This is a genomic window from Simiduia aestuariiviva (genome assembly GCF_014192475.1).
GTDB lineage: Bacteria > Pseudomonadota > Gammaproteobacteria > Pseudomonadales > Cellvibrionaceae > Simiduia > Simiduia aestuariiviva.
Window position 1 is genome coordinate 1 of sequence record NZ_JACHXZ010000006.1, and the last position, 11908, is coordinate 11908.

Below are 11908 nucleotides of genomic sequence, written 5' to 3' on the forward strand. Positions count from 1 at the left end.
TTTTATTTACATATTGATTAAGTTCTACTGCCAATACATCTGCGGGAGTAGGGTGAGCCATGGTCGCGCAGCGACGCAAATGACAATTTGCGAATAGCGAACGCCCAATGCTATGCATTGGGCCGGCCCGGCGACAGCCGGTCGTCAAGCTTCTAAAAAACAAAACCCCCGCTGGATTCCTGCGGGGGTTTTGTTTTTTTGGAACACGATTTTTTACGCTCACTAACTATCGGGCCCATGCGACCTAGCCTGTGCTGCAAGCACGGCGTAGGGGCGCGTCAGCGTCGCGCAGCGATTGCGAGCGCTGCTCGCAACCAACTGTAGGACATCGTCAAGCTTCTAAATTAAAACGCCCTGTAGTTAATCACTCGCCCGTCCCTGGGCTCGGCCTTCGGCCAGCTAACGCTGCGCTAATCGGCTCCTGGCCGATCAGTCCTGCAGGGCGTTTTTCTTTGTCTGCTAGAAAGGTGCGCGATGTCCTACCCTCGCAAGGGGCAAGCCCCTCTCTCTATTTGTGGGGCCGCTCTGCGGTCCGGCGACCAGCATAGCTGGCCGCGCGAGCCAGCGCAGGTTGCTGATCGCAACCTAAACGCGCCGTCTCGCCCCCATGCGAAGAAGCAAATCTTACTCGCGACAAATATTTTCGGGGATGCGATTTTTTACGTTCACTAAATAGTGGGCTCATGCGACTAAGTTTGTGCTGTAAGCACGGCGTAGGGGCGCGTCAGCGTCGCGCAGCGATGATTCGCCGTTGCTCGGCTTATCCTTCGGGCCCAGCTAAAGCTGTTCTCCTGCGCTGCGCCTAGCAGACCCAATGATCCACTAGCTTACGAGTATCATGTATGGGTGGCGCGGTCTCTGAAATAGAAAAAGCCGGTAAAAACCGGCTTTTATTTATTGGGAAATTGCTTGTAAGCGTTGTTCTAAATGTGGGTGAGTACTGAGGTATCTATACCAATCTTTCCTCTTTTCGCATTTTATTTTGCTGTCTTCGCATTGGCTATGGCTGTTATAGAGCTTCGTTAAAATGCTGGCAAAGGCGTCGCTTTTGAGACCATTACTTTCGAGCATCGCGCGCGAGTGTTGATCTGCTTCTATTTCAAACTTTCTAGAAAAAGCCAATTGACTGAATACCACTGGCAGTGTGAGTACTATGTCCCCCATGGCGCTGACGTCTCCGCCAATCATTGCAATGGTGACGGCTATCGCCGAGCTTTGTAATATTTGTCGCAGCGCATGTCGCCCTTCTATATGGCCGATCTCATGGCCAAACACAGCAAGTACTTCATCGTCGTTACCTTCAGTTAACGCGATGATCTCGTCTGTGAAAACTATAGTCCCATCGGGTAGCGCAAATGCATTAGCACCCATGCTATCACTGGCGTAAAAATACAGTTTATCGATGGGGTAGTCGGGAGCAAAATCGCTAATTTTTTCGCGCAATCTCGCTTGCGTTTCAGCTGACAACTTTGTCGGTTGCAAGTATCTTTTCTGCATTACCAGCAGCGTGTCATCAGACGCCTGTTGGAGTGTTCCCTGAGGTAAGGTATAGGCAATAACTTTACTCGCGTAGGGGATGCCCCAATAAAAATAGCTAAAACCCATTAGCAAAACAGTGACAGTGGCGATGACCACTAAACCTAAGTGGTTTTCCAGTTTATGTATGATTCGCATGGCTGGGCTGCCAATGCGCTCGTCCAGTGTGGTTAATGTGTCAAATTCCACACATTCGAATTGGCCTGAATGGCTTTTAAAACTGATGTATCGCGGCGTTCTGCCAATGCTCGCCGATATTCCTAAGTTGCTAAGTTCGACAGTAAATGAGGCGCCTGTTTCTGGCGCAACGGTGACGTGGTCACCGACTACGGTTAGCTGGGCAGAGCAAGAGGCGCTAGAAGCGCCATCTTGCCATTTACCCCTAAGTACAAAAGTGCTACTCAAAAGCCTACTTCCATGTCGAATACATCGCCGAACTCTTCGCCGAAGGCGGATGGATCTGGCTGGCTAATCGCGGCGAACTTATCGAGATCGCCGTTGACATCAACCGCGGTGTGTTCAGCAGCATAGTGCCCTAACTTAACCATTGCCCATGGCAGGTAAAGGCCTAGCGTAACTGCGATCAAGAGAAAGTTAACCAGCATCAGCCCTGCGAAGGATTTGAATTCATAATTGGCTTTGAAATTATGGTCTGCTAGCGAGGTGTTATTGAAAATTAAGTTATTGAAGTTGACCATAAAGTAGACAATGGAGGCAAAGTAGCCCACCAATATTGCAATTGCTCCGATTGCGCTTATGACACTTGTCAGTAGACCGCCGACGATAAGCGCACCAATTAAGATACCGAGTGCAATCAGTGCAACGCGATAAAACTGGCCATTGGTTGCCTCGAAGCTAAATGATTTATTCCCATACCGGTGATTGTTGATAATAAATTGCTGCTGCTTTTTCAGCGCAATTGGGAGCAAAATCATCAGCGACAGCATGCCGGCTAAGGGCCACAAGATGAAGGCTTTGAAAGCGCCCCAATAATCGCCACTAAAGGCTAAGCGAATATTGCGATAAGTGGTGTTGCGCGCATAAAACGCCAGTGATCGATTAACCACCCAGGGCACCACAAAAATCAGTCCGATACCAATGGCAGCGCCTACCAGCGGTGCTAGGGCGTTAATTGCTATATAGGCGATGAAAAGGCCAAGTGCGATGAGTCGGCCGATCAGCATTTTCACGGGATCCGCCGTGAACGCAAAGCTCGCACCTTCGAGCGACGTATTTCCATAAAAATACTGCGTGTTGCGCACCTTAGCCCAGGGTGAGTAAAGCCCTAAAGTAATGGTGACAAGCAGGATATTTACGATCCAGATTTTGAAGTACTCATAACCTTCACCGGTAAAGACAAATGGAACTTGCCGGCGTTTGGGTGTAACACTTGATGAGGTTGCCCATACTTGGCCAGACGCGCTTTCATTGTCGGCCTGTTGCGTCTTGACTTCTTCGCTCTCAGCCGAGTGTGCTGCAGCGGGTGTCGCTGCGATGGCTTCCAAGCGAGTCAATACGCCAATCGATTCAAGCTTTGCTTGATAGGCGGATGCAGTCGCTTCTGGAACTGACTTCTTGATTAGGTTTGGTGCACTATCAAACAGTGCCTGCGCTTTTTCTGGCGTCAAGCCTGCTGCTTTTGCAAATGCTGCAATCGCTGTTGTGGGATCGGTGCCCTCTGAAAATTCGCCGGTGAGATAGATGTTGTAGGATTGGTCCACTGTTCCTTCCCTAGATTATGGTTGTTGTCGGTCGGTTATTCTGCCGCGTTTACTTTAGAATTGCCACATACAGCGCAAAGAGGGTCTGACTGGAGAGCCATTTCGCGCCAGCGCATGGTTTTTGCGTCTAAAAGCAACAACCTATTGCGCAAGCTTTGGCCGGTATTGGTGAGTATTTTGATGGCTTCCAGAGCTTGCATCGCACCTACGATGCCCACCAGCGGTGCTACCACGCCTGATTCAGCGCAGCTGGCATTGGTTTGATTGTCAGGTTTGTAAAGACATTGATAGCAGGCGCCACCCGCCGACGGATGAAATACGGAAATTTGAGCCTCCCAGCGAATCGCCGCGCCTGATACAAGCGGTTTAGCCTTGCTAACGCAGGCTTCGTTCAGCGCAAAGCGGGACGCTAAATTATCAGTGCAATCGAGTACGATGTCGGCATCTGCTACAGCCGCTGCCAATTGCTCTCCGTGCAGCGCAGCATTGATTGTGTGCACCTCCAGTTCGCTATTGATTGCCAACAATGAATCCCGCACCGATTCGGGCTTTGGTTGACCGATGCTCGATTCTTTGTGTGCAATTTGCCGTTGCAGATTACCGAGGTCCACCGTGTCGTGATCAACTAGTGTTAGTTTGCCCACGCCGCTAGCGCCGAGGTAGAGCGCGGCTGGACAGCCGAGACCACCCATGCCGACAATGAGTGCGTGCGATTGGATCAAGGTTTCCTGTCCTGCGATGTCTAACTCGTCGAGCAAGATGTGCCGGCTATAGCGCATGAGTGATGGGTTATCCATCGTGAGATGCTCCTTGGCGCCACTGTCCGAAGGTGACGCGCAGTTGACCGCCAAGGTCCCGCTCGCTGCCTACAGCGCAGTAGCCTAAGTCAGTCAGGATTTGTTGTACTATTTGAGCCTGATCGTAGCCGTGTTCCATGCATAACCAGCCACTGGGTAAAAGGTGTGTGCGCGCGCGCTCGGCGATAAACCGTAAATCAGCAAGCCCTTGATCATCTGCGATCAGTGCCGAGTGCGGCTCAAAACGCACGTCGCCTTGATGCAAGTGCGGGTCCTTTGGGTCTATATAGGGTGGATTGGATACAATCACTGTAAATTTGCGCCCCTGAACCGGGTTAAACCAATTGCCTTCTATAAACTCGCAATTACTTATCTTGAGCGACGTGGCATTGGCGCGCGCGAGCGCAACCGCTCGGTCAGAAATATCCACACCAGTCAGCTGCCATTGGGGCCGTTCTTGCGCGAGCGCCAGCGCGATTGCGCCGGTTCCCGTACCTAAATCGAGCAATTGATGGGAGCCGTTTAAGGGGAGCGATAGCACCCATTCGACGAGCGTTTCCGTGTCAGCTCTGGGAATTAATGTGGCGGGGCTTACCGCAAGAGGCAATGACCAAAACTCTTGCTGGCCGAGAATGTAGGCAATAGGTTCACCACTTTGCCGGCGTTGCAGTAGCGCATCGAATTGCGCAATTTGTGCAGGAGTGAGGTCTTTTTCCGGCCAGGTGTAAAGGTAGGTGCGGTTGCACTGCAAGGTGTGGCAAAGCAGCAGTTCGGTATCGAGCCGGGCCGACTCGCTCACAGGAGTAAGCGAATCGGCGCGACGCAATTGTTCTGCCACTGTCGCCATTATGATTTGTCGGCTAGTGCCGCCAACTGATTGGCTTGATATTCCTGCACCAGCGGTTGAATAACCTCATCAAGCTTGCCTTCCATGATTTCAGACAATTTATAGAGCGTGAGGTTGATGCGATGGTCGGTGACTCGCCCCTGTGGATAGTTGTACGTCCGAATGCGTTCCGAGCGATCGCCGCTGCCCACGAGGCTTCGGCGTTCACTGGCCATGGCGGCGGCAGCTTGCTCTTCTTGGGCGCTTGCGAGTTTTGATACGAGCAAACTCATCGCGCGCGCTTTGTTTTTATGTTGAGAGCGCTCGTCCTGACACTCAACCACCAGCCCGGTTGGAATATGGGTGATTCGTATGGCGGAGTCCGTGGTATTGACGTGCTGCCCGCCCGCACCGGAGGAGCGGAAAGTATCTATTCGCAAGTCATTTTTATTGATGTTTACTTCTTCGAGTTCATCGGCTTCAGGCATGATTGCCACTGTACACGCCGAGGTGTGAATGCGGCCTTGCGATTCTGTTTCGGGCACGCGCTGTACGCGGTGAGCGCCGGATTCAAATTTGAGTTGCGAATAAACGCCTTGGCCGACGACCCGCGTAATGATCTCTTTATAGCCGCCGTGTTCGCCGGCATTTTCGCTTAATACTTCAATCCGCCAGCGACGGGCTTCGGCGTACTTGCTGTACATGCGGAACAAGTCACCGGAGAAAATTGCAGCTTCGTCTCCGCCGGTGCCGGCGCGAATTTCTAAGAAGACATTTTTGTGATCATTGGGGTCTTTAGGTAAAAGCAATAGCTGCAGTTCGTCAGTCAGCGGTTCTAGCTGTTCTTGCGCTTCTTCCCAGGCCATTTCGGCCATTTCCCGCATTTCGGGATCGCCGTCTTTCATCAGTTCCTGCGCTTCTTCGATGTCGGTATTTAACGACAAATATCGATTAAAACACTGCACGACCGGCTCTAGCTCAGCATATTCCTTGCTAAGTTCTCTAAATTTATTCTGATCGTTAATAGTATCGGCGTCGGACAATAGCGCTGACACTTCTTCATAGCGATCGGCTAATGATTCGAGTTTCAATCGAATGGAATCTTTCATGGTTGGCGGTTACTCCGGCTTATCTGCGTTGAGCGCAAACAGCTCATAGGCGAGTGCAATTAAATCTTCACGACCGTCGGCGCTGGCATCGCGCAGGGCGGTGGTCGGATGATGCAGTAGTTTATTGGTTAAGCTATTGGCCAGTTGGTTTAACACCACTTCTGGTTTGGCGCCGCCGTTTAGGTTGTTGAGCGCCTTCTTTATCTCTTGGTTTTTTAGTGTCTCTGATTGCGCGCGCAATGTACGTATGGCATCTGCGGCGCCCTGAACGCCTTGTTGACGGTTAAACTTTAGTACGCCGTCGTTAATAATATGGCGGGCAGCTTCGGCGGCTTCTTCACGAGATTTTCGATTTTCGTCAATGACTTCTTTTAAATCGTCAACGCTAAATAAAAACACATCGTCCAGTTCAGCCACTTGCGGCTCTATGTCTCTGGGTACCGCAATATCGACCATAAATATGGGTTTATGCCTGCGTTTTTTCAGTGCGGCTTCCACTGCGCCTTTGCCCAAGATGGGCAGTTGGCTAGCGGTAGAGGATATGACCATGTCGGCTTTGTGCAACTCATTGGGAATATCCGACAGCAATATCGGTGTGGCACCATAGCGTTCGGCGAGTTCAGCCGCTCTAGACAGCGTGCGATTGGCGAGTGTGATTCGCCGTACACCTTGTTCGCGCAAATGCTTGGCAACCAACTCGATCATTTCACCGGCGCCAATGAGCAATGCGGATTGCTGGCGCAAGTCCGCAAAAATTTGCTGCGCTAAGCTGACCGCGGCATAGGCGACGGAAACAGGATTTTCGCCGATTGCAGTTTCGGTGCGCACTTTTTTGGCGATACTAAAAATGTGCTGAAAGGCAGCGTGTAGTGGGCTACTCACGGTGCCGGATTCACATGCCACGGCGTAGGCTGACTTCATTTGGCCGAGAATCTGAGGTTCCCCCAGGATGAGCGAATTGAGTCCGCAGGCCACCTGCATCATGTGGCTAATGGCAGCATCGCCTTGGTGACTATAGAAGTAGGGCAGCAGATCCTCGCGCGAAATTTGATGGTACTGACCGAACCAATCCATCAGTTTGCGGGTCTCAATATTGCCGTAGGTGTAAATCTCGGTACGATTACAGGTAGATAAAATCGCGATGTCAGAGGTATCGAGCGCGCGCTGAGCCTCCTGCAGTGCGGTAGACACGGCCTCGGGCGCAAAGGCCACGCGCTCACGCAGCGCCAGCGGCGCCGTGTGGTGATTGATACCTAAGGCCAAGAAGGTCATGGGTGGCGAATTTCAGCTACAGGATGATCGGGCGCCAATTGTCCCGTTTGCAGGCCGCTGTGACAAGTGCGAAGCAGTCATGGGCCTTAGTCTAAAATGAGGTGAGTGTCTCTCCCGCCGCTAGGGCGTACATTGGGGGCGTGGTAACCTTCGCACATTGCCAAAACAACAACAGCGGGACGCTGTCATACGGGGTTATTGACCTTGGTTGGCGGAAGTTAGCCTAGTCGAGTCATTTTCGGAGTCTTATGAAACTACCATCGCTGATGATTACCTTGCTGCTGGTCGCACACTTGATCGGTTGTGCAGGGCAGCCAAAAGATGATTCGGTCACGCCAGAGGCTGTGGTCGCTGAGCGACCACAGCCAGTGCCAATGCCAGTCAAGGATCGCCCGTTTACTGCGGATACGCTCTACTCGTTGATGGTGGCTGAGTTAGCCGGCAATCAAGAGCGCTTTGACATCGCCTTGGCCAATTACGTCCAGCAGGCCATTGAAACCCGAGATTTGGGCGTTGTGGCCCGGGCGGCGCGTATTGCTCGATTCTTAGAGGTGCATCGCGCGGCCATGGAAATGTCGGTGTTGTGGGTGGAGCTAGAGCCCGATAACAATGAGGCCCGGGTTTTGGCGGCCTCGGAGTTGGCCGAAGCTGGGCGTCTGAACGAGGCGTTTGTTCACGCTCAGTATCTACTCGAGCAGGGCAATCCGCTGCTGCTGCAAACTGTGGCTGCCTATGCGGGTAAGGGTACCGATATTGCCCGTGAGCAGTTGTTGGCGGGATTGCTAGAGCTGCGCCAAGCCCATGGCGAGTCGCAGCCGCTGTGGATGGCGTTGGCGCTGGTATATCAGCAGCAAGCGCAATTAGAAGACGCGCTGGCGGCGGTGGAGCGGGCGGTTAGCCTAGAGCCAGAAAACCGGCAAGCGCTAGCGTTGCAGGCGCGCCTGCGCTATCAGTCAGGTGATCAGGTGGGTGCCCTGCGTCAAATGGCGAGTCTGGTGGATGAGAGCCCAGAAGACCAGCGCCTGCGTTTGCAATATGCCCGCCTCTTGGCGGCCACAGATCTCGATAGGGCGGCCGATCAGTTTGAGCTGCTGCTGGCAGATCATCCCGGCGATGTCGATTTACTGCTTTCATTGGCGTTGATCCGCTACGAGCAGCAGCGGTATGACGCAGCTCAGACGCTGTTCACTGAGTTGCTCGCGGCGGAGCGTCGCCGCTCCGCGGCACATTATTATCTGGCTCGCATCGCACAGCTGCAGTCTGACTATCAAACGGCCTTAAACCACTATTTAAAGGTTGAGCTGGGGCCAGATTTCATGCCCGCGTTAGTGCAGACGTTGGAAATTTTAGTGGCGGCAAAAGAGCTAGATGCGGCTCATGCTCGAATGGCCGCCGTGCGCGAAAAGGTGCCCCAGCAGAGTGAGCGGCTGTATGCACTAGAGGCCGAGATACTGGCCAAATACGGCCACCTGGATCCAGCGGAAGCGGTTCTGACCCAAGGGCTGGTGCAGGCGCCCGACAGCACGCAATTGCTTTACAGTCGCGCCCTGGTCAATGAGCGACGAGATATGCTCGAGTTGTCGGAGCGCGACTTGCGTCGGGTCATCCGTTTCGAGCCCAATAATGCCACCGCGCTCAATGCCTTGGGTTACACCTTGGCCGATCGCACCGACCGCTATGAAGAGGCCTATGAGCTTATACGTCAGGCGCACATGTTAAAGCCAGATGATGCGGCCATTGTCGATAGTTTGGGCTGGGTTCATTACCGGCTCGGCAATTACGCTGAGGCGCTGCTCCGGTTGCGCGAAGCGCTAAAACTATACCCCGACCCTGAAATTGCCTCCCATCTGGGTGAAGTGTTGTGGGTCACAGGGCAACAATCGGAGGCTTTGGAGGTGTGGCAAAAGGGAATCTCGCTAGATCCACAGAGCGACATCATTCCGGCAGCCATGAAGCGTTTAGGTGTGCAGCCAACCCCATGAGGCTATCTACAACCTTCGCTCGAGGCCTGTGGGTCTCAATATTGTTGCTGTTGGTTGGCTGTGCCCGGTTGCAGCCATTGCCAGCAGACTGGCAACTTGATCAGCGTGAACAAGCACTGCTGGCCATTGACCATTGGCGCTTTGACGGCAAATTGGGCGTCAAAGCGCCAAGCGATAGCGGCAGTGTTTACGTCGGTTGGTCGCAGCGCGCCGAGGCCTACGCGATTCAGATGCAGGGTCCTTTAGGGCAGGGTGGTGGCACCCTTGTGGGTGGGCCCAGTGGCGTGCGCTTGCAGCAGGGCGACCGTGAGCTAGCGGCACCAACAGCGTCGGCACTGGTGCGCGACGCCTTTGGCTGGGAGCTGCCGATGTCAGCGCTGCCCTTTTGGGTGCGCGGACTGCCAGCGCCGGATCTCAAGCAGCGACAAAGCATTGAGCGCGATGCGCAGGGCCTATTAACCAAGCAGTATCAGGATGGCTGGGTGTTGGAATACAGCCAATATAAGTTAGTGCAAGGGCATGCGTTACCAGGCAAGCTTAAGGCTGAGTCGAAAGCCCTTGGTTTGCGATTGGTGCTGGTTATCAGTGATTGGAAGTTGGGGGCGGAAAGTTAGTGTTGTCCGAAAATAAGGCGCTGGTGCGCTGGCCGGCACCGGCAAAACTAAATCTTTGCTTGCACATTACCGGCCGTCGACCAGACGGTTATCACAACTTGCAAACGCTGTTTCAGCTACTGAATTATTGTGACTATCTGACGGTATCCTCCAGTGAATCGGGGCAGATTACCCTGCAAGCGCCCACGCCGGGAGTTGCCGATGATGACAACTTGGTTGTGCGTGCAGCGCGCGCGCTGCAAGCGGCCACTGGATGCGCCTTGGGCGCAACGCTGAGCATCGATAAGCGAATTCCGATGGGTGGAGGCTTGGGTGGCGGCTCCTCCAATGCAGCCACCGCATTGGTGGCGTTGAACTACCTGTGGCAAACCGGCCTAAGCCTGCCTCATTTGGCGGAAATTGGATTGCAGCTTGGAGCCGATGTCCCGGTCTTTGTCATGGGGCAAACTGCGTGGGCCGAGGGGGTGGGTGAACAGCTGACGCCCGTGCCAATGCCACAAAACTGGTACTTGGTAGTCACACCTAATTGCCACGTTTCTACTGCTGAAATTTTTTCACACAAAGGTTTGACAAGAGACACGCCCAACATTACAGTAGCGGCCTTTCTTGAGCAGGGTGGTCAAAACGACTGTCAAGCGTTGGTTGTTAAACTTCACCCTCAAGTGCGCCAAGTCATTGATTGGCTTAATCAATTTGGTGCAGCTCAGATGACTGGAACAGGTGCCAGTGTGTATTGCGCCTTCGCTACGGCAGAAGCAGCACAATCCGTTTTGTGTATTCTTCCCAAGCAGTGGCAAGGGTTTGTGGCGCAAGCTGTGAACATATCACCCTTACATAGCCTGTTACAGCAAATTGACGATACAGGGGCATAGCCAAGCGGTAAGGCAGCGGGTTTTGATCCCGTCATGCGAAGGTTCGAATCCTTCTGCCCCTGCCATTTTCATCAAGGTGCGTTTGCGAAAATTCTAGCTAGAATTGCTAGCAGAAAGCATCTGACTTCTATACTCAGTGACTTTGACATCGACTTCAAAAGAACCTGAATCTTCATAGCTAACTGGCAGCAAAGGTAACCCCCTCGTGAACAATTTCATGATCTTTACGGGCAACGCGAACCCCGCGTTGGCGCAGAAAATCGTTGAACATTTGGGGCTGCCGCTAGGCGATGCCAGTGTCAATAAGTTCTCCGACGGTGAAGTGTCAGTCGAGTTGAATGAAAACGTACGCGGATGTGATGTCTTCGTCGTTCAATCCACATGCGCGCCCACCAACGACAATCTTATGGAATTGATCGTGATGGTCGATGCATTGCGTCGAGCGTCAGCCGGTCGCATCACCGCCGTATTACCCTACTTTGGCTATGCTCGCCAAGACCGCCGCGTTCGTTCCGCGCGGGTGCCAATTACCGCGAAGGTAGTGGCCGATATGATGGTCGCAGTTGGCGTCGACCGCGTGCTTACAGTGGATTTGCATGCTGAGCAGATTCAAGGCTTTTTTGATGTGCCAGTGGATAACGTCTATGGCTCCTCGGTGTTGATTGAGGACATCGAAAAGCAGAAGTTTCAAGATTTGGTGGTGGTATCACCCGACATCGGCGGCGTTGTTCGCGCACGTGCCGTTGCAAAGCAGCTCGATATTGAGCTGGCAATTATTGATAAACGTCGCCCCAAGGCCAACATGGCCGAAGTGATGAACTTGATTGGTGACGTTGATGGCCGCACCTGTTTATTAATTGACGACATGGTGGATACCGCCGGTACTTTATGTAGCGCAGCGGCGGCCCTGAAAGATCGCGGTGCCAAAAAGGTCGTGGCCTACTGTACGCACCCGGTGTTGTCCGGTCGCGCCATTGAAAATATTGATGGCTCTGTGCTGGATGAACTGGTGGTTACAGACTCCATTCCGCTCAAAGGCTCGGCAGCAGAATGTACACGCATTCGCCAATTAACGCTGTCAAAAATGCTAGCTGAAGCGGTGCGCCGTTTGAGCAACGAAGAATCACTGAGTGCCATGTTCCGCATGTAAGCGGCGGCAAAGGTGTTAACCGCCGGTTT

Annotated in this window: 10 protein-coding genes and 1 tRNA gene; 5 read left to right on the forward strand and 6 right to left on the reverse strand. The window is 53.1% G+C overall.

The annotated features are described in order from the left end of the window. Window positions 1-894: 894 nt before the first annotated feature. Genes FHS30_RS17240 through hemA form a run of 6 tightly spaced genes read right to left on the reverse strand, consistent with a single transcriptional unit; the run spans window position 895 to window position 7261 of the window. A complete protein-coding gene (locus FHS30_RS17240; protein ID WP_183911634.1) occupies window positions 895-1941 on the reverse strand; it encodes a M48 family metallopeptidase in 1047 nt (348 codons plus the stop codon). Continuing rightward, window positions 1938-3257, reverse strand: a complete 1320-nt coding sequence (locus FHS30_RS16470) for a DUF898 family protein (RefSeq protein ID WP_183911635.1) — start codon at window positions 3255-3257, stop codon at window positions 1938-1940. The genes FHS30_RS17240 and FHS30_RS16470 overlap by 4 nt, the downstream gene beginning before the upstream one ends. A gap of 35 nt (window positions 3258-3292) precedes the next feature. Next, complete coding sequence (locus FHS30_RS16475; protein ID WP_183911636.1) at window positions 3293-4054, reverse strand: HesA/MoeB/ThiF family protein; 762 nt, start codon at window positions 4052-4054, stop codon at window positions 3293-3295. After that, window positions 4047-4901, reverse strand: a complete 855-nt coding sequence (prmC, locus tag FHS30_RS16480; protein ID WP_183911637.1) for a peptide chain release factor N(5)-glutamine methyltransferase — start codon at window positions 4899-4901, stop codon at window positions 4047-4049. Before prmC ends, FHS30_RS16475 begins: the two co-directional genes overlap by 8 nt. Continuing rightward, on the reverse strand, window positions 4901-5989 hold the full coding sequence (gene prfA, locus FHS30_RS16485; RefSeq protein ID WP_183911638.1) for a peptide chain release factor 1: 1089 nt from the start codon (window positions 5987-5989) through the stop codon (window positions 4901-4903). Before prfA ends, prmC begins: the two co-directional genes overlap by 1 nt. Window positions 5990-5998: 9 nt before the next feature. Next, window positions 5999-7261: a glutamyl-tRNA reductase gene (gene hemA / locus FHS30_RS16490; protein ID WP_183911639.1), complete on the reverse strand. Its 1263-nt coding sequence runs from the start codon at window positions 7259-7261 to the stop codon at window positions 5999-6001. Between the two features lie 248 nt (window positions 7262-7509). Here hemA and FHS30_RS16495 point away from each other — a divergent pair, with 248 nt between their 5' ends. From FHS30_RS16495 to FHS30_RS16515, 5 genes are all read left to right on the forward strand, one after another. Next, complete coding sequence (locus tag FHS30_RS16495) at window positions 7510-9243, forward strand: tetratricopeptide repeat protein (RefSeq protein WP_183911640.1); 1734 nt, start codon at window positions 7510-7512, stop codon at window positions 9241-9243. Further along, window positions 9240-9857, forward strand: a complete 618-nt coding sequence (gene lolB / locus FHS30_RS16500; RefSeq protein WP_183911641.1) for a lipoprotein insertase outer membrane protein LolB — start codon at window positions 9240-9242, stop codon at window positions 9855-9857. Before FHS30_RS16495 ends, lolB begins: the two co-directional genes overlap by 4 nt. After that, on the forward strand, window positions 9857-10729 hold the full coding sequence (gene ispE, locus FHS30_RS16505; protein WP_343049265.1) for a 4-(cytidine 5'-diphospho)-2-C-methyl-D-erythritol kinase: 873 nt from the start codon (window positions 9857-9859) through the stop codon (window positions 10727-10729). Before lolB ends, ispE begins: the two co-directional genes overlap by 1 nt. Next, a tRNA-Gln gene (locus tag FHS30_RS16510) sits at window positions 10720-10794 on the forward strand. The genes ispE and FHS30_RS16510 overlap by 10 nt, the downstream gene beginning before the upstream one ends. Before the next feature lie 152 nt (window positions 10795-10946). Further along, window positions 10947-11879: a ribose-phosphate pyrophosphokinase gene (locus FHS30_RS16515; RefSeq protein ID WP_221197367.1), complete on the forward strand. Its 933-nt coding sequence runs from the start codon at window positions 10947-10949 to the stop codon at window positions 11877-11879. The last annotated feature ends 29 nt before the right edge of the window (window positions 11880-11908 follow it).